This window comes from Bacillus cereus group sp. BfR-BA-01381 (genome assembly GCF_022663555.1).
GTDB classification, from domain to species: Bacteria; Bacillota; Bacilli; order Bacillales; family Bacillaceae_G; genus Bacillus_A; species Bacillus_A pacificus.
In genome coordinates, this window is record NZ_JAKUFR010000020.1 from 1 (window position 1) to 22,087 (window position 22,087).

Here is a 22,087-nt window from a genome sequence, read left to right on the forward strand (position 1 = left end):
TCCAATTACAGCACCGAAATAACCTGTGCGGATTGTAACATGAGGATATTTTGCTTCTAATTCTGCCTTCCATTCATTCGCTTCCTCTTCACGTTGTGCATGAATGATAACTGCTTCCATAGGTACACCTTTACTTGCTTGCTCATCAAAAATTTCAATGATACGTTTTAACGCTTTTTTACGCGTACGAATCTTTTCAAACGGGATAATGATTTTGTCTCTAAAATATAAAACCGGCTTTACTTGTAACAGACTACCGATGAAAGCTTGCGCACTATTTAATCGTCCTCCACGTTGTAAATGGTGTAAATCATCTACTACAAAATAAGCGTCCATCGTTTTCTTCATTTCATCAAAACGGGCGATAATCTCTTTTGGATCCTTCCCTTCGCTTGCTAGCTTTGCACCTTCACGCACGTAGAATCCTTGTACTTCACAACTAATTTCAGAGTCGTACGTATATACATCAATACCCTCTACCATTTGACCAGCTGTCGTTGACGTTTGATATGTACCACTAATCCCACTTGAAAGATGAATGCTAATAACTGCATCATAATCCTTAGATAATTCTTCATATAGCTCAACAAACTTTCCGATTGCTGGTTGAGAAGTTTTCGGAAGCTCTTCTTGCTCACGTACTTTTACATAAAAATCATCTGCTGAAATTTCAGCTTCTTCTTGATAAGATTCCGTTCCAAACACAACGTTTAATGGAATCATATATATATTGAGTTCATCACGAATATGCTTCGGTATATATGCTGTACTATCAGTAACAATAGCTGTTTTCATTTTCGTACCTGCCTTATAAAAAAGTTTTTATTTCCTAATTTTACACGAAAACTAAAAATGGTGCATCCATACATGAAAATGCGGGTTTGAAATTATACTTATCATCTCGACAAATTACAACAAAAAGGTAAAATACTCATCAAAAATTTCAGCTTATTTATAAAAAATGTTTGAATATAAAAACGCCCGCTTTTAAAATGTAAAGTACTAGTCATTTTGATGGATAGGGGCGTATACAAGTGTTATTACAATATTTAACAATAAAAGACTACGGTGAACACGAAATTGTTATTCAAAAATCAAGATTCATCTGCTATGTTAGTCGTGCTACAACCGAAGAAGAAGCTCAAGAATTCATACAAAAAATCAAAAAACAAAACTGGAATGCAACACATAATTGTTCTGCGTATTTAATTGGCGAACAAGATCAAATCCAAAAAGCAAATGATGATGGTGAACCTAGTGGTACAGCTGGCGTACCTATATTAGAGGTACTAAAAAAACGCGGTTTAAAAGATACCGTCGTTGTCGTTACCCGCTATTTTGGTGGCATCAAACTGGGCGCTGGTGGATTAATTCGCGCATATGGAAAATGTACAAGCGAAGGCATTAATCATGTCGGTATTGTCGAGCGAAAGCTAATGCGTATTATGCAGACCGAAATTGATTACACATTACTTGGCAAAATTGAAAATGAATTACGTAATTCAAAATATGCCATTAAAGATATACATTACCTCGAAAATGTCACATTTGATACGTATGTAGAAGAAGATGGAAAACAAGCATTCACGGATTGGATGATTGAATTAACAAATGGGAAATGTACAATTACAGAAGGAGATATGTTGTACTTAGAACAAGATATTATCTAAGAATAACTACTGTATCGCCTTTAAAGATTAATGTAGTGAATTACTTTCCTACAAATGAACTAAGGAGATTATATATGGAAGAACGTTATTATCATCTCCAAAATAGCAGAATAAAAAAGAAACGAAGAAGAAAGTTTTTCTACTTCCTTATTTTCTTATTTTTATTTGGTAGTGTAGGACTTTATATATTAAATTCCTACTCTTCTCTCATGGGGATGTATAGTGGTTTTACTCGTGAAAAATCGGATTTGAGAACCGAAGATGTAGAAATTACAAAGGAGCCTTTTACACTCCTTATTATGGGTATAGAAGATTATGCAACAGACGGTCAAAACGGTCGTACAGATTCATTAATGTTTGCGACAGTTAATCCGAAAACGCAAAAGATTTCGCTTATGAGTATTCCTCGTGATAGTCGCGTTCCAATTGTCGGAAAGAATAAAGAGGACAAAATTAACGCTGCGCATGCTTACGGCGGAGAAGAAATGGCAATCAAAACTGTCGAGGGTTTCCTAAAAGTACCTGTAGACCATTATGTTAAAATTGATTTCCAAGGATTTAAAGGTATTGTTGATGCTGTTGGCGGTGTTACTGTTGATGTTCCCTTCGATTTTTGGGAGCGTTCAGACGTAGATTACTACAAAAAAATCCAATTTAAGCAAGGACAGCAAGAATTAAATGGTGAAGAAGCACTCGCTTACGTTCGTATGCGAAAGCAAGATCCAAATGGTGACTATGGTCGGGCCGCTAGACAAAGACAATTACTAGCTGCTGTTGCTCAAAAACTAAATTCCACCTCTACCGTATTTAAAATTAAAGATTTAACAGCGGTCGTTGGAAAATATATAAAAACTGACATTCCTATTTCTGATGGCCTTGCTCTTTACAAGAAACTTTCTGGGTTTGATCCTTCTACAATACAAACACTCAAACTTGAAGGAGAAGACAAAAAAATAGGTGGTATTTATTACTTCCTTCCAGATCCAAACGGTGTTGAGGCAGTACGTAACGAAATTAAAAAAGAACTAGGAGAAAAGGTAACCACGCAAGAAAATTCAACAACAAAAACGGAATCCACTCCTTCTTCAAATTCTAACTCTAACGAGAAAGCGAAGAAAGAAACGAATCAGAATCAGAACAAAACACCAACTGATCCCCCTCCTTCTACGAATGCTCATGCAGAGTGGATTATGAGAAATCAGCAATAAAAAAGCCAAATCGCATGCGATTTGGCTTTTTTTTATTTATTAAAGTGTTTTAAAATTGCTTCTACAATACGCTCTGATGCACGGCCATCACCGTACGGATTAGACGCTTTTGACATCTTATCATGAGCTTCTTTGTCTGATAACAACTCATCAGCAAGGCTAAAGATTGTCTCTTCGTCTGTTCCCGCTAATTTCAACGTACCTGCTTCAATACCTTCTGGACGCTCTGTTGTATCACGAAGAACAAGAACTGGCACACCGAGTGATGGTGCTTCCTCTTGTACCCCGCCAGAGTCAGTTAACATTAAGTATGAACGAGCTGCAACATTGTGGAAATCAATTACATCTAGCGGCTCAATTAAATGAATGCGGCCATGATCGCCTAAAATATCATTTGCAGTTTCACGAACAACAGGGTTCATATGAACAGGATACACAACTTGTACGTCTTCATGCTTATCAACAAGACGCTTAATTGCACGGAACATATTACGCATTGGCTCTCCTAGGTTTTCACGACGGTGAGCTGTCATAAGTACAAGACGATCACTTCCAAGTTTCTCTAGTACAGGATGACTATATGTTTCTTTTACAGTCGTTTTTAGTGCGTCAATCGCTGTATTTCCTGTTATGAAAATGCGTGATTCATCTTTATTTTCTTTCTGTAAGTTCGTTGCTGATTTTGCTGTAGGTGAGAAATGAAGATCTGCCATTACGCCTGTTAATTGACGATTCATCTCTTCTGGGTATGGAGAATATTTATCCCATGTACGAAGTCCTGCCTCGACATGACCTACTGGAATTTGATTATAGAAAGCAGCTAAGCTTGCAATAAACGTTGTCGTCGTATCACCATGTACAAGTACGATATCCGGCTTTGCTTCTTTCATTACTTTATCCAAACCTTCTAAACCACGCGTTGTAATATCGATTAAAGTTTGGCGATCCTTCATAATATTCAAATCGAAATCTGGTGTAATTCCAAAGATACTTAATACTTGGTCTAACATTTGACGATGTTGTGCTGTTACAGTCACAATTGATTCAATTTTCTCTGGATGCTTTTGCAACTCTAATACAAGAGGTGCCATTTTAATTGCTTCTGGACGTGTCCCGAAAATTGTCATTACTTTTAAACGTTCAGTCATTTCATTGCCTCTTTTCTTTCACTAGTTACAAATCCTATTATGACATATAAGAATATACATGAATACATACCTTTTTAACGAATAACGGAAAAATCCCTCTTATGAATACTTTCTCTTCCAACAGAATAATAATCTATTCCTTGTTTCTTGACATCCTCATTAGTATAACAATTTCTTCCATCAAATAAAATAGGTTCTCTCATAAGTTGTACGTACTTTCCTAACGGATACGTTCGGATAGCCTCCCATTCTGTCACGATAAAAGCCGCACTCGCTCCTCTAATCGATTCATCTATACATTCGCTATATTGTATAGTCTCCCCAAAGATATTTTTCATATTTTGAATCGCCTTCGGGTCATATAGTACTATGTCTGCACCTATATTCATTAATTCTTGTATCATAATAAGGGACGGTGCGTCTCTTATATCATCTGTATTCGGTTTAAATGCTGCTCCCAGCACTGCAATCCGCTTCTTGTTCATATTTATTACTTTCTTCGCTTTCTCAATCAATAATAGCTGTTGTTTATTATTTACTTCAATGACGGCTTTTAACAAACGAAAATCATGCGCCACATTCCCTGCAATTTGCACAAGCGCTTTCGTATCTTTCGGAAAACACGATCCCCCGTAACCAATGCCCGCATTTAAAAAAGACGACCCAATTCTCTTATCCATTCCCATTCCTTTTGCAACATCTAATACATTAGCTCCTACCTTCTCACATATATTTGAAATTTCATTGATAAAACTAATTTTTGTCGCTAAAAAGGCATTCGATGCGTATTTAATCATCTCTGCACTTTTTATATCTGTAACATACGTTTGCAAATGTAATTTACTATATAAATTCTCAACTTTTCGCGCCGCTTCCTCATTATCAGCTCCAATTACAATACGATCTCCCTGAAAAAAATCGTAAATCCCTGAACCCTCCCGTAAAAATTCGGGATTCGATACAATATGTAATTCATGCCTATTTTGTAATGTCTCCTCAATCCATCCCCTCATAGCACCATTCGTCCCTACAGGAACAGTACTTTTTGTAACAACAATAATGTCTTTAGTCGCATATGCTCCAATATCAAAACATGCATTTTGAATATATGTTAAATCTGCTGTCCCATCTAATAACGATGGCGTTCCAACTGCAATAAATATAAATTCTGCATCATGAAATGCTTCTTCTTTACTTGTTGTAAAAGTTAAACGATTATTCTCACACGCATCATGTATTAATTCATATAAGCCAGCTTCATAAATAGGCAGATCCCCTTGTTTTATCCGTTCAATTTTCTCATCATCTATATCAAAACATGTAACTGAATGTCCCAATACTGCCAATCCTACTCCTGTAATCAATCCAACGTATCCGGTACCTATTATCGTAATTTTCATTTCCTTTTCGCACAGGAATATACAATAGAAAATATACGAATACATAGAATTTCCCCTGTGCTTCCCCCTCTCACATTAAAAATGAGAAAACTCTTTTACTTCTTTATTATATGAATTGCTTTCTTCATTCTTTTTTAAGTTTTTGTAAAATTAAATATTGTCCATAAAACCAATAGAAATTTTACCGAGATTAAAGCTGTACGTTCAGGCTTGAAAAATTCCCACATTTTAACACGGAACTTACTCATTTCTACGTGTAACACTTATAATATTGAAATAAAATTATTCGCTATTAAAGAGAAAGAAAAAATGTCATATTCCAAAGCCCAATACGATTAACCTTCTCAAATGATTCAACATTCTGTATACCATTGTCATATATTCTATCTGCTTCCCTTTACCATAAAACGAAAAAAAGATTGAATTCTAATCTTTTTGTGATACCATATGTTATGAGCCTGTAAATAAACATCATAATTTTCAGATAAATATATTAAAAAAAATTACGTTAGACTATAAAAGGGTGGGGTATTAATGGACTCACAAGTGATTTATGCCATTTTGGCATCTTTCATCACTGTACTCGTCGTTACTCCTTTAGTTATTAAGTTAGCTTTTAAAATAGGAGCAACAGATAAGCCAAACGCGCGTAAAGTGCACCAAAAGATTATGCCTCGTCTTGGCGGGTTAGCAATATTTATTGGTGTGGCTGTTGGATTTGTTGTCGGTGGCTTATACGAACAAAGAATGTTATCGATAACGCTAGGTGCGATTATCATTGTAATCATCGGTATTTTAGATGATATGTACGAGTTATCTGCGAAGGTAAAATTCGGTGGACAACTATTAGTTGCCATTATGATTGTAAAAAGTGGATTATTAGTGCAAGTATTATATATTCCAATCCTCGGGGATACTGAACTTGGATGGCTTGCTTACCCAATTACAGTATTTTGGATTGTAGGTATTACAAATGCCATCAACTTAATTGACGGCTTAGATGGATTATCCGCTGGTATTTCATCTATCGTACTGGCAACGCTAGCATATATGGCCTTCACTAGCCCATGGGGTACTGGAGCTGCTATTATCTTACCACTAGCATTAATTACATTAGCAAGTACAATTGGATTTTTATTCTACAACTTCCATCCAGCAAAAATTTTCATGGGAGATACAGGAGCACTATTTTTAGGATACTGTATTTCTGTTATATCGTTACTTGGATTATACAAAAGTGTAACGCTATTCAGCTTTATCGTTCCAGTTATCATTTTAGGCGTGCCTGTATTTGATACGACATTTGCAATTATCCGTCGTATCGTAAATAAAAAACCTATTTCAGCACCAGATAAGTCGCATTTACATCACCGTTTACTTGCAATGGGCTTCTCTCATCGTAAAACGGTACTAATTATATACGCATTCGGTATTTTCTTTAGTGTAAATGCAATCATTTTCTCTAGTGCGACATTATGGTTATCCATTATTCTTCTTTTCGTTTTAATCTTCTTTACAGAGATTATTGCTGAAGTAATTGGACTTGTACATGAACGTTACAAACCACTTATTTCCTTTTATAAAAAAGTGAAAAAACGCGAAGACTAATTGTAGTATAGCCTTTACTATTATGAAATATTCAAATAGCATCCTCTTTCTTATAAGAGGATGCTATTTTTTATTCGTTATTTTATATTTCCAAAATATAGCTTGTTTGAGAGTTCCACTATTGGAGAAAGATATACATAATAAGAAAAGGATTATATTTTCTTTTTTACATCTTGATTGTCAAACTGAGGGTGAATGTTATGATCAAGCGAGTATTTCAATACATTATTTTATTTTTAACGATTACTATGTACGCGTCATCTCATGCAGGAGCAACTACAATTCCCCCTGCTGAACATCATCCAAATACCGAAACTTCCTCTTCTACAAAAAAAATCGCGTACTTAACATTTGATGACGGACCAAACAAATATACTACGCAAATTTTAAACATCTTAAAAGAAAAGAACGGAAAAGCAACTTTCTTTGTTATTGGTGGAAAAGTACCACATTATAAAAAGACAATGCAACGATTAATTAAAGATGGACATTATATCGGACTTCACAGTATGTCCCATGATGTAAAACGCCTTTACACTGGTGATCCATCCGCTTTAATTACAGAAATGGAACAAACTCAAAACATTGTCCAACAAGTTACAAAATTAAATACACATCTCGTTCGTGTCCCATATGGTAGCATGCCTTACTTAAAAAAGAATTACCGTGATGCACTTGTATCAGCCCAGTATAAAATGTGGGATTGGACAATCGATACATACGACTGGAAAAGCTACGACAATCCTTCTGCCATACTAGAAAGGGTACGTAATCAGAGCGATGAACAAGTCGAAGTAATTTTAATGCATGATTCGAGTGTAACCGTACAAATACTGCCACAAGTAATTGATTACTTACAGTCACAAGGATACAAGCTTCTTCCCTATAATCCATCTTCTCATCTCGAAGTAAACTTTTGGAAAGACACAAGATTGTAACAGCTTTAGTGCCTATGTGCTAAAGCTGTTTTATTTTTCTCTTCCCACCCTTCCCATTTTTGTGTAAAATTTTAAATAGTGATGAAGTTTCGAGGTGAATAGAAATGAAACGAATAGATCTCATTTTTAACGCAATACAAAAAGGCAATTATACAGAAGGTGTAACTGCATCAGAACTCGCTACCCTGTTGCAGCTAGATCGAGCCAATGTAAGTAGCGACTTAAACAAACTCGTAAAAGATAAACGTTTATTAAAAACAAATACGCGTCCTGTTCGTTTTTATATAGAAACGAACATTTCGTTGGAAACGCATTCAAAAGAAGTAACTTCATTAGATACATTTGCAGTTGAAAATACGAGCCTTAAAATCGCAATTGAAAAAGCGAAAGCTTCTATTCTCTATCCTCCAAACGGTATGCATACTTTACTGCTCGGAGAAACAGGCGTCGGAAAATCCATGTTTGCTTCTTTAATGCACGAATATGCAATTGAAGTTGAACAGCTTCCTAAAAATGCACCATTTATCGTCTTTAACTGTGCTGATTATGCAAATAACCCACAGCTACTACTCGGGCAATTATTTGGGATTAAAAAAGGAGCGTATACAGGGGCAAGTGATCAAAAAGGGTTAATTGAAAAAGCACATGAAGGGATCCTTTTCTTAGATGAAGTACATCGCCTTCCTCCAGAGGGACAAGAAATGCTTTTCACCTTTATTGACCGCGGAGTATATCGCCGCCTTGGAGAAACAGAAAACGAACGTAAAGCACAAGTATTGATCATTACTGCTACAACAGAAGAACCAAATTCATTTTTATTAAAAACATTTACAAGACGTATACCAATGACTGTCACGCTGCCACCACTTCGTGAGCGTACACATAAAGAACGTTTTGCTTTACTACAACTATTTTTCACAAATGAAGCAATTCGCTTGCGAAAAGAAATTCACGTTAGTCCGAATGCAATGCGTGCTTTCGTCTTTTACAATTGTCCCAATAACATCGGCCAATTAAAAACGGATGTACAAATTGCCTGTGCGAAAGCCTATTCTGACTTTGTGACAAAGAAACGTGATTCTGTCTATGTTTCAAGTACAGACTTACCTTGGTATATGAAGGAAGGGCTCTTCATTGAAAGAAAAAGCCGTCACCTATACCAAATACCGAATGAAACATTTATATTTACAGGTGATGAAGGTTGGAGTAATCATAAAGCAGAAAACGAAAAACAGTCTTCTATTTACGATTATATTGACTATAAATATGAAGAGCTTCAAGCTCGTGGTATTGAAGAGGAAGAATTAGAATTACTAATAGAAAATGATATTCAAAGCTTTTTCGTACAATATTTTAACCAAATGTCAAAAAAAACAAGTCATGAAAATGTTTTTAAAATTGTAGATCGTAATATCGTTTCCGTTTGTGAAAAAATTGCTGAACTTGCTGAAAAACATTTATCCAAGACATTCGATGAAAAAGTATTTCTCGCTTTAAGTTTACATGTACAGACAACTCTACAACGTTTACAAGCTGGAAAACAAATTCATCACCCACAATTAAATCAAATTCGTACGAAATATAAAGAAGCTTTTTCCGTAGCTATGCAATGCATTCAACTACTGGAAGACGAATTACAAATAACAATGCCTATCGATGAAGCAGGCTTTTTAACAATGTTCTTCGTTGTTGATCCAATTCCTGCCTCACAAACAGAAGTAAAAGTATTAATATTAGCGCACGGCAACGGCATAGCAACAGAAATGGCAAACGTCGCAAACGAACTGCTCGGCATTGAGGAAGTAACCGGTATCGATATGCCGTTACATGAATCGCCGAAAGATTTCTTAGAGCGTGTGAAAGTGTATATGAAAACACTCCAAAATGTAAACGGGCTTCTCTTACTCGTTGATATGGGATCTCTCGCTTATATTGGTGATATATTAGAAACTGAGTTCAAAATTCCGGTACGTGTTCTTTCCATGACGAGCACTCCACATGCACTAGAAGCTGCTCGAAAAGCTCAGCTTGGCTACTCGTTAGATGCATTATATGAAACAGTAAAGAACTTAACACCGTTTTACTTAAACGTACAAGAAGAAAAGAAAAAGCCATTATCACCAATGAAATCTGTTATTTTAACAGCTTGTTTAACTGGGGAAGGCAGTGCTTTAGCTATTCAGAAAATGTTGGAGAACTATTTGCGATTTGACAAAGACTTAATTGAAATCATTCCAATTAGTATCGTCCATGAAAAAGATTTAACGAAAATGATTGAGAACATAAAAAAAGAGCGGAATATCATTTGTATCGTCACGAATTTCGATGTGCAGGTGCCATGCTTAACTTATCATTTCCAAGACATTGTAAACTACACAGCGATTCAGCCAATTCAAGAATTAATTACGTATGAAGAAACATATGCAAAAATGGCTGATATTCTTGAACAACAAATGCAGCGTAACGACGGAGCACTACTTATTAAAACAATTCGATACGCATTAAATACAATTCAAGAATTAATTTCCTTACAGCTAACTCCTGATAGTTTAATGGGTGTTATTCTGCATATGAGCTGTATGGTTGACCGTCTTCAAAAAGGAGAAAGCCTCCTCCCTCATCCGGATAAAGAGAAACGAAGACAAGATGAATACTGGATGTATATGAAAGTAAAAAAAGCATTGCAGCCAATTGAAAATACATTTGAAATACAAATACCTGATGACGAAGTGTTTTATGTTATGGACTTCTTCATTAAAAATCAGCCTGTAAAAAATTAATTGAGGCAGTTTTGTAGTATATCGACCGTAACTCGGATTTTATCGGCGATTTTCAAGATATATCGATTTACCGGCTATATTCACTAAAATTTGTACCTTATAGCAAAAAAGGCTGTTCCAGATGAACAGCCTTTTTTCTACTTCTTTACTTTCCTAATTCTCCCCCTGATTTCGCCTTTCTTATTAGACTTCGTATAAACATTTACATATACATTCGCCTGAATGATCTCTTGCAGTAAGCTATCAAACGCTCGCCCCTGTAAAGGCCCTTCAAAATCCCCCACATTAACTACACCAGTGACGACTCCTTCATTAACACTAATACCTTGCTTTAATGGACCAAATAAACTTAAAACAATTGGACCAATTTGATCTGTTTTCCCTAAATGAATTTGGCATGATGTAACTTTTTCGATGTTTTTCAATATGACCCGATATTGCAACTTCTTTAAATCCTCACTAAATATAAACTCTGCTACGCCAAAAGCTTCTGTATTTACAGGAGGTATTTCCCTTTTTCCTGTTAACCTCGCAAAGAAATGTGTTGTCATACGGGCATTCTCCTCATATAAATTTCCCAGCACTACTTCTACTACTTTATGGTTTATACATAATCATTTATGACTTTTTCAAGTGTTAATTACGAAGAAAAGATTCACACAATCTTTACATTAGAATCGTTTCTTTTGCTTTACTACCTCCTGTATAATGCATTTAGAAAACACATTCTCGGAGGTCGTTTTGAAAAAAAACAAATACACTTTTCACACATTATTAGAGATTTTTCTCGTCTCATTTAAATTAGGACTTACTTCGTTTGGTGGACCTGTCGCCCATCTCGGCTATTTCCACCACGAATATGTACAAAAAAGAAAATGGATGGATGAACGAAGCTATGGAGATTTAGTAGCACTATGCCAATTCCTCCCTGGTCCTGCTAGCAGCCAAGTCGGTATGGGCGTTGGATTATTAAGAGGCGGGGTATTCGGAGCTATTATTTCATGGATTGGATTCACTTTACCGTCTGTGCTTGTTTTAGTTTTCTTCGCCTCATTCCTTAATCAGTTCGATCTTGGAAGTATTGGCTGGATTCATGGACTAAAAGTTGTAGCAGTCGCTATTGTCGCTCATGCCATATGGGGAATGGCGCAAAAATTAACACCAGACCGAAATCGTGCGACGATTGCAATTGCAACTGCCTCAATCGCCCTATTATGGCCAAGTAGCTGGACACAAGTCACTCTCATTATCATATCTGGCTGTATCGGCTGGCTTTTATATCGCAACCAACCAATTAGCCAATCTCAACATATAAAAGTACCTATTTCAAAAAAGATAGCAGTTTCTTGTCTCATCTTATTCTTTGGACTATTACTACTGCTACCAATATTAAGACCGTTCTCTTATTACATCGCTTTATTTGATAGTTTTTATCGCTCTGGTGCACTTGTATTTGGAGGCGGACACGTCGTGCTACCTCTTCTTGAAGGTGAGTTCGTACAAAACGGAATGCTGACGAAAGAACAGTTCCTGGCTGGATACGGATTAACACAAGCAATGCCAGGACCACTATTTACATTCGCCTCTTATATAGGAGCATTGTTAAACGGGACGCTTGGGGCCATACTTGCAACAATTGCGATTTTTCTTCCTGCTTTCTTACTCGTTATTGGTGTTTTACCATTTTGGAACAGTGTGAGAAAAATATCTTTCATACAAGGCGCACTACTTGGAGTCAATGCGGCTGTTGTTGGTATTTTAATTGCCGCTTTTTATAATCCTATTTGGACAAGCACAATTATGAACGCTGTAGATTTTGTTTTTGCGTCTCTTCTCTTTTGCTTGCTCGCTTTTTGGAAAACACCACCTTGGGTTATCGTTATACTCGGAGCCTTTGGCGGATATATTCTATCCATTTTATAAATAGAAAAAACGACGGCATGATATAGCCGTCGTTTTTCTATTAAAACTTCACAAGCTCTATTCCTTCAGGCAACTCGCTCTCTGTTAAAATACACAATTCTTTCACGCGATCCATTACGTAAGAAGAACGTTTCACAAGCTCTGGATCAATATACGCTGGATGAACCATAATTTCCACCGTTTGTTCACCTTGTACTCTTTCTTTTAACTTCACAAAGTAATCTTCCTTCACACCATCCGCGTAAAAGTCACTGTAAAATACGTCAGAAAACGGGCGTACTGCTCGCTCTTCCTCACAACGACGGATCGGAACATTATATGTAGCCGCTAATCTCTCAAGAACATCGTGCAAAATCGGTAATCCGTGCACATGGTGATGACTATCTAAATGAGTTGGCGTTAATCCGTAAGATAAGAATTTCTCAATTTGAACAGTCCATTCTCTCTCGACTTCTTCCGGATTTATCTTCCCTTCCCATACGATGCTTTGTTTATGAAACAATCCATCGCTACTTACAAGTGATGGTACATCTCCAAGAAGCGGTTTCCCTGCTGTTAATACGAGATGTACGCCTACTCCTAATGTGTTATATTCTTTCGCTAAACGTACCGCATGCTCTGTTCCTGGCATATTCATCATCATCGTCGTTGAATTTACAAGTCCATTTATATGCCCATCAATAATACCGTAATTTGTACCTTCTGTAAGACCGAAATCATCTGCGTTTACAATTAACTTAATCATCGTAATACCTCCTAATAGAGTAAAAAAAGCGGGCTAAATAGCGCCGCTTTATTTCTCTACCTTTTTGAAGAACTGCGGAAGATGTTCTTTATGTGCTTCCAACATTTCATCTAAAATTTGTTTTGCCACTTTATCTGATGGTACAAGTGGATTAATTGTCATAGCAAGCAGCGCTTTATGATAATCCCCTGTAACAGCAGCTTCAATTGTTGTGCGCTCGAATGATTTAATTTGTTGTACTAAACCGCGAACTGGTACTGGAAGATCTCCAACTGCAATTGGTTTTGGACCTTCTTTCGTAATAATACAGTTCACTTCAACAGCCGAATCATGTGGCAAGCTTGCAATTGTTCCGTTGTTTCGTGTATTAACAGGCTGGATATCACCTTTATTATTATAAATAGACGTAATTAAGCTACATGCTGCGTCACTATAATAAGCGCCTCCACGTTTTTCTAATTGTGGTGGTTTAATATCTAAATTCGGGTCTTTATATAACTCGAATAAATCATCTTCTAATTGTTTTACTACTTCTGCACGTGTACCTTTTTCAACCGAAGCTTCTTTCTCTTCTTCTAGCATTTCACGTGTTTTGTAGTAGTAACGATGGTATGGACATGGAATTGCACGAAGGCCACGAATAAAGTCAGGCTCCCAGTTAAGCGCAGCAATATTTTCCATCGTAATTTGCTTTTCTGGATCTGTTACAAGTTCTAACACACGATCCATTACACTTACGCCATCTAAATATACGTCTAGTCCGTATACCATATGGTTTAAACCTGCGAAGTCCACATGTACACGACTTGCATCTACTTCAAGTAATTTTGCAAGACCCATACGGATTCCGATTGGAACGTTACATAGACCAACTACTCTTTGAATATTTGTATAACGAAGAACAGCTTCTGTTACCATACCAGCTGGGTTTGCAAAGTTAATTAACCATGCATTCGGACAAAGCTCCTCCATGTCCTTACAAATGTCTAAAATAACAGGAATCGTTCTCAATGCTTTGAATAAACCACCAGGACCATTCGTTTCCTGACCAATTACATCATATTTTAACGGGATTGCTTCATCTTTTGCGCGAGCTTCTAATAAACCTACGCGAAGCTGCGTCGTTACGAAGTCAGCATCTTTTAATGCTTCGCGACGATCAAGCGTTAAATGTACCTCAATTGGTAAACCAGATTTTTTCACCATACGTTTCGCTAAGTTACCAACGATTTCTAACTTTTCTTTTCCTGCCTCAATATCTACTAACCAAATTTCACGAACAGGAAGCTCATCATAACGCTTAATAAATCCTTCAATTAACTCTGGTGTATAACTAGATCCACCGCCGATTGTAGCAATTTTAATTCCAGTCATGCTTTATTCCCCTTTCGCTTCAAGCTTTTTATAAAGATCGATAAACTCTGCTGCTAATTCTTTTACTGTAATCGCATTCATTAAATGATCTTGTGCGTGAATTAAAAGAACACTAACCTCTGTTTTTTCTCCTCTTGCTTCTGATTGTATGAGCTCCGTTTGAAAATGATGCGCTTCATTAATCGCTTCTTTCGCCTTTGCCATCGCTTCATCAGCTTCTGCCATTTTCCCCTGTTTGGCAAATTGAAGTGCCTCCATCGCAAAGCTTCGTGCATTACCACTATTTAAAATTAATTGGAATGGAATTTGTTCTGCTGTAGTCATCATAATTACCGCCCTCTCTATTATGGTTCAACCGATTGAAATACCCCTTCAGTTTGAACATGTCTATTAAAGTATTAATTTATGAATGATAGTTTGGTGTTCTTGTAGATGGTTCTCATCTTTTTGAACATGATATAAAGGTGATTGTCCTCACAGATAGTGTTATCTGTGAGAACAATTACTGTGTTACATAGGTACAGAGTTGTTATTTCCTTGTGCTGCTTTCTCAGTACGGATAACTGAACGATCGCATGCGACAACGAATGGGAAGTAAATCGCCATTGCAACAACAAAGTTGAATAATTGTAAAATCGCACCAGAAGGATGTAAACCTGTTACAAGATACCCACTAATAATTGGTGGAACGTTCCATGGAACCATCGCTACTGTTTTTGGTACCCATCCTAAGTAAATTGCTGTATAAGATGTAATAACTAACACAACAGGTGTTAATACGAACGGGATGAATAAAATTGGATTTAATACGATTGGTGTACCAAAGATTACTGGTTCGTTAATGTTAAATGCACCAGGTCCAATTGATAGACGAGATACACCGCGTAATTGTGCACTTTTCGCTACAATTAATACAACGACTAAAAACGCTAATGTTGCACCAGAACCACCAAGATATACGAAAGTATCAAAGAATGGTTTTGTAATAATGTTTGGAACATCAAATGCAGATGTACCATCTTGGAATAACTTAATATTTTTCTCTAATGCTGGTAAATAAAGTGGCTCAATAATACCACCAACAATATTTGGACCATGTAAACCGAAGAACCAAAGTACATGTACTAATAACGCAATAAAGATTGCACTTGGTAACGTACCCGCTAAACCTTGTAATGGAACTTGTAATGTATTAAAGATATACTCATGAACACTTGTACCTGCTAGTTTTACTGCTAATTGAATACTTGCAATACCTGTTAAAATCACAAATGCTGGAACTAAAGCAGCGAAAGATTTCATTACTGCTGGTGGTACACCGTCAGGCATTTTAATTGTAATGTTTCTTTGAACAAAGAAGCGGAATACCTCCGTTACGAGTATGGAGACAATAAGTGAAACGAACAAACCCTGTGCGCCTGTCCAAAGCATATTTATTCCAGCTTCTTTTGGTGTTGTTGGTGTAAGAATAATTAATGCACCAAACGAAATAATACCTGCTGACAATCCATCAACACCGTAAGATTTTGCTAAGTTATAACTTATGGTAACCGCCACCATCAGAGCTAATACCCCGAAGGACCCTGTCCACATACCAGCACCAATTTGTGTCCAAGTTTCACCGAATAAATCTTTCATAAAATTTTGGAATGCTGGAATTGGTAAACCATTAACTAGTACTGCCATCGAACCAACTAAAATAAGTGGCATAACTGCAATAAATCCATCTCGAATCGCAGCTAAGTGACGTTGCGATCCGATTTTACCAGCAATCGGAACCATGTACTTCTCCATAAATGCAATAAACTTTTGCATTTTACTTCCCCCCTAATTATTTTTTAAGTGTTAATGCGTGATCTAAAACTGCCTCTCCATTCATCATGCCGTAGTGCATTGGATTGATAACGTCGATTCCAACGTTTTTCTCATCAGCAAGCGTTTTCATTGAAGAAAGCATGTAACGAACTTGTGGTCCTAATAATAATACGTCTGCTTGATCGATATTTGTTTTTACTGCATCCCCAGATACAGCCCAAATCTTTCCTTCTAGACCGCGAGCTTTTGCAGCCGCTTCCATTTTTGTAACTAGTAAACTTGTAGACATCCCTGCTGAGCAACATAATAAAATATTCATTTGAAAATCCCCCTTGTGTAGTATAAAAATTTTATGTTTTATTTATTTTTCTTTACGCTATTTATTAATGCAATTAGCGTGCCAACTTTTTAAAACCACTAAAATCAGCACTTTTTCGACCATTTCCTTTGTGTGTTAACGCTTTCAATTAGTGTGTCGACCAAAAAACACACAGTGTGTTATAAAACAACACGCTTTTAACACATAACTGTATGAAAATAGATTAGTGTTTAGTTGTCTAGTTGTATTTAAAACAAAAAAACACTAAAAAAAATTTTTAGTGTTTTTACCCTCTATTTAATGAAATAAAAAACCTTGCATACGCAAGGTTCATTCAGATATTGACATCTTCCTATATAATTCTACAAATTCACTCGCTAATTCCTTCACCGTAATTGCATTCATTAAATGATCTTGCGCGTGCACCATCAGAAGGGTGACTTCGGTCTTTTCACCACCAGCTTCTTTCTGTATGAGATCCGTTTGTACACGGTGCGCCTCTTTTAATTCTTCTAACGCTTCTTGTAATTTCGCTTCTGCTTCTGTAAATTCTCCACGCTTTGCACAATCAATTGCTTCCATTGAGCAACTTCTCGCATTTCCCCCATGCAAAATTAAATGAAAAGCCTTCGTTTCTATCGTATCCATTTTAGTTCTCTACTCCCCCTTTTCTTCCGCTATTTTTTGTTTATCCCATATTTTTAAGAACGGTAAATATATGACGAACGCTAGTGCAAAGTTAACGAGTTGCAAAATCACACCTGAAATTTTGCCACCCGATCCTAAATATCCACTAAATAGAATTGGTGTCGTCCATGTTACAGCAGCACCACTTGGGCGAGCTACCAATCCCCATTCCATTGCGAAATAAGAAACAATCGTTAATACAACAGGAACTACTATAAATGGAATAAGTAAAAGTGGATTCATGACAATTGGCATACCGAAAGTTACCATTTCATTAATATTAAAGATACCAGGTGCAATTGACAATCGTCCTAAACTTTTTAATTGCTGACTTCGTGCAAACAATAACATTCCGACAACTAAGGCTAATGTTGCACCAGAACCGCCCATATAAATCCATAAATCAAAAAACTGTGCAGTAATCGTGTTCGGTACATCTTGGCCCGCTTGAAAAGCAATCCGGTTCTGATCCATTAACGATAACCAAATCGGGCTCATTACACCGCCCACAATTGTAGCTCCATGAATTCCACACGCCCAAAGGACATGAACGAGAATAACCGCTATAACTGCTCCCCAAAGACTAGCACCAAGTATACTCAGCGGTTCTTGCAGTAGCTTCCCTACAACATTATGAATGCTTCCGAAAGTTGTGTGTTCAAAAATCAATCTAATGATCCAAACAACTGTCACAACAATAAACCCAGGAATAAGCGCTGCAAATGAACGCGTTACTGCCGGTGGAACTGTCTCAGGCATTTTTATAATCATCTTTTTTTGTACAAGAAATCGGTATATTTCAGTAGATATAATTGCAATAATCATCGCTACAAATAAACCTTGGCTTCCCATTAATGCCGCTGGAATTACTCCATCTACCAGTATACTTTCTTTCGTACCCGGCATGATATATGCAACTTGAAATGGAGTTGCAAGTAAAAATGTCACAAGCGACAATGCCCCGGATGCTAAAGCGTCCACTTTATAATATTCTCCCAGCCTGTAAGCGATTCCAAAAACAGCTATTAAAGCCATTATATTAAAAGTTGCACTAACTGGATACCCTAATGCTACGTTCCAGTTTTTCCCGAACAAACTCGCCATGAATTCACTATACCCAGGGATTGGTAATGTACTAATAATAAGAAAAATTGATCCTATAATTAAGAACGGCATCGTCAATACAAGTCCATCACGAATTGCTAGCAAATGCCTCTGCTCTGCAACCTTTCCTGCTACCGGCATTACATATTTCTCTAAAAACCGTATCATCTATCCCACTCTCCTCATGGTTTCATTGACAAAGCTGCTTGCAAGATAGCTTCTCCATTACAAAGTCCGTAATGGACGGATTGAATGACATCAACAGGTACTCCTTTCTCCTTACATAATTCTTTCATTTTCGGTAATAAATAACGTACTTGCGGTCCAAGTAAAAGTACATCTGCTTTATCAATATGGCTATTTACTTCAGAACCTGATACAGCCCAAATCTTTACCTCTATCCCTTTTGCCTCTGCTGCTTTCTCCATTTTTGTAACAATCAAACTGGAAGACATTCCCGCTGCACAGCAAAGTAAAATATTCATCCCTTTCCCCTCCCCCTTTTCCAAACCTAAGTTACGGTGCATACCTTGCCACCACTAGGTTACAAATATATATGTCTAGATTGCCTGCTGTATGCCGAGCTTAAAAACAAAAATTTCTCGGTTTTCGCGCTATTCCATCTATCGGTATTCTCCTAGTAAAGAGGGCTCTAACTCGCTATAATAATTCAGTATGATTTTTTTAATTGATAGGAGGATATATTTATGAAGGCATATCGCTTTCCACTTATTTTATTATCTTCTATCCTAATTGGTGGTTTCATTGGTTATTTCATGGGTGCCGATGCAGTTGCTTTAAAGCCGCTTGGTGACATTTTCTTAAACTTAATGTTTACGATTGTTGTACCGTTAGTGTTCTTTAGCATCGCGTCATCTATTGCTAATATGGATGGATTAAAACGTTTCGGTAAAATTATGTCTAGTATGGCTGGGACTTTCTTATTTACAAGTATTTTAGCTGCTATTTTTATGATTATTGTCGTGAAAGTATTCCCGCCAGCACAAGGTGTTGTATTAGAACTAACCCAACCTGACAAAGCTGAAAAAGCAGTTAGTGTTGCAGATCAAATCGTCGGTATTCTAACAGTATCTGACTTCTCGAAGTTACTATCTCGTGAAAATATGTTAGCTCTTATTTTCTTCTCTATCTTAATGGGGGTTGCAACTTCAGCAGTTGGTGAAAAAGGAAAACCATTCGCTACATTCTTACAAGCTGGTGCAGAAATTTCAATGAAAGTCGTATCTTTCATTATGTACTACGCTCCAATCGGACTTGCTGCTTACTTCGCAGCATTAGTTGGTGAATTCGGACCACAGCTTCTTGGAACTTACTTCCGAGCAGCAATGGTATACTATCCAGCGTCTCTTATTTACTTCTTTGTATTCTTTACGTTCTATGCATACCTTGCAGGTCGCAAGCAAGGTGTACAAGTATTTTGGAAGAACATGGTCTCTCCTACAGTTACATCTCTTGCAACTTGTAGTAGTGCCGCAAGTATTCCAGCGAACTTAGAAGCAACGAAGAAAATGGGTATCTCTTCTGACGTTCGTGAAACAGTTGTCCTTCTTGGATCTACACTTCATAAAGACGGCTCTGTTTTAGGTGGCGTATTAAAAATTGCTTTCTTATTCGGTATTTTCAACATGGAATTCGAAGGACCAAAAACATTAGCAATCGCACTTGTTGTTTCTTTATTAGTAGGAACAGTAATGGGCGCTATTCCAGGCGGCGGTATGATTGGTGAAATGTTAATCGTTTCCCTATACGGCTTCCCGCCAGAAGCATTACCAATTATTGCAGCGATTAGTACAATCATTGATCCTCCTGCAACGATGTTAAACGTAACAGCAGATAACGCTTGTGCCGTAATGACAGCTCGCCTTGTAGAAGGTAAGAACTGGATCAAAAACAAATTTGCTTAATAGATAAAAAGAGGATGCTCGTTTTGAGCATCCTCTTTTTGTCGTTATTTGTTGATAAGTCGATATTCCTTGTCGAAACGTCGATATATTGAAAAAATCGTTGATATATTTGAAGTTATGAACGATATATCCGAAAAATCGTCGATATAATCTATTCCGCCACAAATTTGTTAAAATCTTCACAAATATTCCACACCCATCATCCATTCTCCGTACTATAATCATGTATGGAAAAGGAGATGTGGACATAATGACTCAAAGCGCACCAGAATTTAAAGTTTTGCAAAGCATTGCATTCCTTGCTGTCGTTTTGCAAAGTTCCTTATTATATACAATGAATCAAGGAAATGTCTTACTTGAGCAATCCCTCATTATGGGCATGCTATTTAACCTTGCAAAATTTTCAGCACCTGCATTCATATTTATCGTCGGCTTCCACTTAATTCGTCACTATACAAAGCAATTAGTATACAAAGAATATATTTCTGAAAAAGCCGCACATTTACTCATTCCTTATCTCTTCTGGTCTATTCTTTACTTATTAACAACAAACGATATGATTACACTACAAAGCGGAATAAAAAGTTTATTACTCGGAACAGCCGCACCTCATCTTTGGTACGTGATTATGATGTTTCAAATTCACCTACTGTTCCCTTTACTGTGCACACTATTTTATTGGTTTCAAAAACGAATAGAAAATAAAAAAGACATATATAAATATATGACCGTCTTTGCTTCTCTATATTTCCTCTTAATGTGGTATTCTTCGCACTACATTTTTAATGGAGAGAAATTGACTAGCTCAACAATTTTACATTATACAGATCGTTCCTTCTTCTTATATTCGTTCTATTTCGTCATGGGAGGAATCGCTGCTGTCGCACTAAAAGCGTGGCGTACATTTGTCATAAAACATATCCCGCTTATCACAATATTATTTTTCGTCTTATTTTTATTCATTAATTATGAGTTATTTAGTTTTTACGGAGCAAACTCTATTCATTTAACCGTTTCGACTTATTTAAAACCGTCTATGTTTTTATATATCGTATGCGAAATTATCATACTTTACGTGCTATCTATTACAATCGTACAGCGACGCGGTTTCTTATATAAAGCTTTACGATTTATCGGGAATTACACGTACGGTGCTTATTTAGCTCACTTTTTTTTCTTGCAACTATGTACAAAGTTTCTTTCTTTATTCACGCTGCAAGAAAACACAATATTGTATAGCTTATTATTATTTACAATAACAGCCACAATCTCGATTTCAACAATGGTCATATGCAGTACACTACCATTTCATACATGGATTACAGGACCTTCTCCTACGACAAATATGAAATGGGCGAAGATTGTATTTCGGAAAAGTCACGAAAAGGTATTCAAACCATATCTTTGATATAATAGAATTCCATAAAAGAAAAGAAAGTAGGA

The 22,087-nt window shown here is 36.7% G+C and carries 20 protein-coding genes; 8 read left to right on the forward strand and 12 right to left on the reverse strand.

Features of this window, described 5'->3' with window-relative positions; translation table 11 throughout:
• Positions 1–795, reverse strand: a 795-nt coding sequence (locus tag MR079_RS09380; RefSeq protein WP_242293922.1) for a DegV family protein, incomplete at its 3' end; no start/stop codon positions are given.
• A gap of 239 nt (positions 796–1,034) precedes the next feature.
• Between MR079_RS09380 and MR079_RS09385 the strand changes: the two genes are divergently transcribed.
• Together MR079_RS09385 and MR079_RS09390 are read left to right on the forward strand one after the other, a co-directional pair.
• Positions 1,035–1,670 carry a YigZ family protein gene (locus tag MR079_RS09385; protein WP_242293923.1) on the forward strand — a complete coding sequence of 212 codons (636 nt, stop codon included), beginning with the start codon at positions 1,035–1,037 and terminating at the stop codon, positions 1,668–1,670.
• Positions 1,671–1,744: 74 nt separating this feature from the next.
• Positions 1,745–2,878 (forward strand): LCP family protein, encoded by a 1,134-nt coding sequence (locus MR079_RS09390; RefSeq protein WP_061184241.1) that lies wholly within the window; start codon positions 1,745–1,747, stop codon positions 2,876–2,878.
• A 32-nt stretch (positions 2,879–2,910) separates the two neighbouring features.
• Here MR079_RS09390 and wecB read toward each other — a convergent pair whose 3' ends face one another.
• Together wecB and MR079_RS09400 are read right to left on the reverse strand one after the other, a co-directional pair.
• Positions 2,911–4,026 carry a non-hydrolyzing UDP-N-acetylglucosamine 2-epimerase gene (gene wecB, locus MR079_RS09395; RefSeq protein WP_000140134.1) on the reverse strand — a complete coding sequence of 372 codons (1,116 nt, stop codon included), beginning with the start codon at positions 4,024–4,026 and terminating at the stop codon, positions 2,911–2,913.
• 74 nt (positions 4,027–4,100) lie between these two features.
• Positions 4,101–5,471 carry a UDP-glucose dehydrogenase family protein gene (locus MR079_RS09400; RefSeq protein ID WP_242293924.1) on the reverse strand — a complete coding sequence of 457 codons (1,371 nt, stop codon included), beginning with the start codon at positions 5,469–5,471 and terminating at the stop codon, positions 4,101–4,103.
• A gap of 489 nt (positions 5,472–5,960) precedes the next feature.
• On the opposite strand from MR079_RS09400, the gene MR079_RS09405 reads away from it, so the two are divergent.
• The 3 genes from MR079_RS09405 (at position 5,961) to MR079_RS09415 (ending at position 10,752) form a co-directional block, all read left to right on the forward strand.
• Positions 5,961–7,034 carry a glycosyltransferase family 4 protein gene (locus MR079_RS09405; RefSeq protein WP_016718934.1) on the forward strand — a complete coding sequence of 358 codons (1,074 nt, stop codon included), beginning with the start codon at positions 5,961–5,963 and terminating at the stop codon, positions 7,032–7,034.
• Between the two features lie 200 nt (positions 7,035–7,234).
• On the forward strand, positions 7,235–7,972 hold the full coding sequence (locus MR079_RS09410; RefSeq protein WP_242293925.1) for a polysaccharide deacetylase family protein: 738 nt from the start codon (positions 7,235–7,237) through the stop codon (positions 7,970–7,972).
• 104 nt (positions 7,973–8,076) lie between these two features.
• Entirely contained in the window at positions 8,077–10,752 is a 2,676-nt protein-coding gene (locus MR079_RS09415; RefSeq protein ID WP_242293926.1) for a sigma-54-dependent transcriptional regulator, read from the forward strand.
• A gap of 137 nt (positions 10,753–10,889) precedes the next feature.
• Here the strand turns inward: MR079_RS09415 and exsM are convergent, their stop codons facing one another.
• The gene (exsM, locus tag MR079_RS09420; RefSeq protein WP_139868383.1) at positions 10,890–11,303 is read right to left on the reverse strand and encodes an exosporium regulatory protein ExsM; all 414 of its coding nucleotides are present in this window, start codon (positions 11,301–11,303) and stop codon (positions 10,890–10,892) included.
• Positions 11,304–11,493: 190 nt separating this feature from the next.
• On the opposite strand from exsM, the gene MR079_RS09425 reads away from it, so the two are divergent.
• The gene (locus tag MR079_RS09425; protein WP_242293927.1) at positions 11,494–12,675 is read left to right on the forward strand and encodes a chromate transporter; all 1,182 of its coding nucleotides are present in this window, start codon (positions 11,494–11,496) and stop codon (positions 12,673–12,675) included.
• 40 nt (positions 12,676–12,715) lie between these two features.
• Here the strand turns inward: MR079_RS09425 and chbG are convergent, their stop codons facing one another.
• The 8 genes from chbG to MR079_RS09465 form a co-directional block, all read right to left on the reverse strand.
• Positions 12,716–13,420, reverse strand: coding sequence for a chitin disaccharide deacetylase (gene chbG, locus MR079_RS09430; RefSeq protein ID WP_242293928.1), 705 nt, complete (start codon positions 13,418–13,420; stop codon positions 12,716–12,718).
• Positions 13,421–13,468: 48 nt separating this feature from the next.
• A complete protein-coding gene (gene celF, locus MR079_RS09435) occupies positions 13,469–14,794 on the reverse strand; it encodes a 6-phospho-beta-glucosidase (protein ID WP_000145748.1) in 1,326 nt (441 codons plus the stop codon).
• Between the two features lie 3 nt (positions 14,795–14,797).
• Entirely contained in the window at positions 14,798–15,121 is a 324-nt protein-coding gene (locus MR079_RS09440) for a PTS lactose/cellobiose transporter subunit IIA (RefSeq protein WP_139868389.1), read from the reverse strand.
• A 183-nt stretch (positions 15,122–15,304) separates the two neighbouring features.
• Positions 15,305–16,609 (reverse strand): PTS cellobiose transporter subunit IIC, encoded by a 1,305-nt coding sequence (gene celB, locus MR079_RS09445; protein ID WP_139868391.1) that lies wholly within the window; start codon positions 16,607–16,609, stop codon positions 15,305–15,307.
• Positions 16,610–16,625: 16 nt separating this feature from the next.
• Entirely contained in the window at positions 16,626–16,928 is a 303-nt protein-coding gene (locus MR079_RS09450) for a PTS sugar transporter subunit IIB (protein ID WP_001023567.1), read from the reverse strand.
• A gap of 330 nt (positions 16,929–17,258) precedes the next feature.
• Positions 17,259–17,576, reverse strand: a complete 318-nt coding sequence (locus MR079_RS09455; RefSeq protein WP_001977014.1) for a PTS sugar transporter subunit IIA — start codon at positions 17,574–17,576, stop codon at positions 17,259–17,261.
• Positions 17,577–17,585: 9 nt separating this feature from the next.
• Positions 17,586–18,887, reverse strand: a complete 1,302-nt coding sequence (gene celB / locus MR079_RS09460) for a PTS cellobiose transporter subunit IIC (protein ID WP_000617776.1) — start codon at positions 18,885–18,887, stop codon at positions 17,586–17,588.
• Between the two features lie 14 nt (positions 18,888–18,901).
• Entirely contained in the window at positions 18,902–19,204 is a 303-nt protein-coding gene (locus tag MR079_RS09465) for a PTS sugar transporter subunit IIB (RefSeq protein WP_001023538.1), read from the reverse strand.
• A 222-nt stretch (positions 19,205–19,426) separates the two neighbouring features.
• Between MR079_RS09465 and MR079_RS09470 the strand changes: the two genes are divergently transcribed.
• The gene (locus MR079_RS09470) at positions 19,427–20,644 is read left to right on the forward strand and encodes a dicarboxylate/amino acid:cation symporter (protein ID WP_000649373.1); all 1,218 of its coding nucleotides are present in this window, start codon (positions 19,427–19,429) and stop codon (positions 20,642–20,644) included.
• A 250-nt stretch (positions 20,645–20,894) separates the two neighbouring features.
• Positions 20,895–22,052 (forward strand): acyltransferase, encoded by a 1,158-nt coding sequence (locus tag MR079_RS09475; RefSeq protein WP_242293929.1) that lies wholly within the window; start codon positions 20,895–20,897, stop codon positions 22,050–22,052.
• The last annotated feature ends 35 nt before the right edge of the window (positions 22,053–22,087 follow it).

Excerpts from the sequence above, each read along its gene's own strand:
- wecB (WP_000140134.1), bottom strand. The coding sequence starts at position 4,026 with ATGACTGAACGTTTAAAAGTAATGACAATTTTCGGGACACGTCCAGAA.
- MR079_RS09455 (WP_001977014.1), bottom strand. The coding sequence starts at position 17,576 with ATGGATACGATAGAAACGAAGGCTTTTCATTTAATTTTGCATGGGGGA.
- celB (WP_000617776.1), bottom strand. The coding sequence starts at position 18,887 with ATGATACGGTTTTTAGAGAAATATGTAATGCCGGTAGCAGGAAAGGTT.
- MR079_RS09400 (WP_242293924.1), bottom strand. The coding sequence starts at position 5,471 with ATGTATTCGTATATTTTCTATTGTATATTCCTGTGCGAAAAGGAAATG.
- MR079_RS09390 (WP_061184241.1), top strand. The coding sequence starts at position 1,745 with ATGGAAGAACGTTATTATCATCTCCAAAATAGCAGAATAAAAAAGAAA.
- MR079_RS09465 (WP_001023538.1), bottom strand. The coding sequence starts at position 19,204 with ATGAATATTTTACTTTGCTGTGCAGCGGGAATGTCTTCCAGTTTGATT.
- exsM (WP_139868383.1), bottom strand. The coding sequence starts at position 11,303 with ATGACAACACATTTCTTTGCGAGGTTAACAGGAAAAAGGGAAATACCT.
- MR079_RS09470 (WP_000649373.1), top strand. The coding sequence starts at position 19,427 with ATGAAGGCATATCGCTTTCCACTTATTTTATTATCTTCTATCCTAATT.
- MR079_RS09440 (WP_139868389.1), bottom strand. The coding sequence starts at position 15,121 with ATGATGACTACAGCAGAACAAATTCCATTCCAATTAATTTTAAATAGT.
- MR079_RS09410 (WP_242293925.1), top strand. The coding sequence starts at position 7,235 with ATGATCAAGCGAGTATTTCAATACATTATTTTATTTTTAACGATTACT.
- celB (WP_139868391.1), bottom strand. The coding sequence starts at position 16,609 with ATGCAAAAGTTTATTGCATTTATGGAGAAGTACATGGTTCCGATTGCT.
- MR079_RS09475 (WP_242293929.1), top strand. The coding sequence starts at position 20,895 with ATGACTCAAAGCGCACCAGAATTTAAAGTTTTGCAAAGCATTGCATTC.
- chbG (WP_242293928.1), bottom strand. The coding sequence starts at position 13,420 with ATGATTAAGTTAATTGTAAACGCAGATGATTTCGGTCTTACAGAAGGT.
- MR079_RS09450 (WP_001023567.1), bottom strand. The coding sequence starts at position 16,928 with ATGAATATTTTATTATGTTGCTCAGCAGGGATGTCTACAAGTTTACTA.
- MR079_RS09405 (WP_016718934.1), top strand. The coding sequence starts at position 5,961 with ATGGACTCACAAGTGATTTATGCCATTTTGGCATCTTTCATCACTGTA.
- MR079_RS09415 (WP_242293926.1), top strand. The coding sequence starts at position 8,077 with ATGAAACGAATAGATCTCATTTTTAACGCAATACAAAAAGGCAATTAT.
- celF (WP_000145748.1), bottom strand. The coding sequence starts at position 14,794 with ATGACTGGAATTAAAATTGCTACAATCGGCGGTGGATCTAGTTATACA.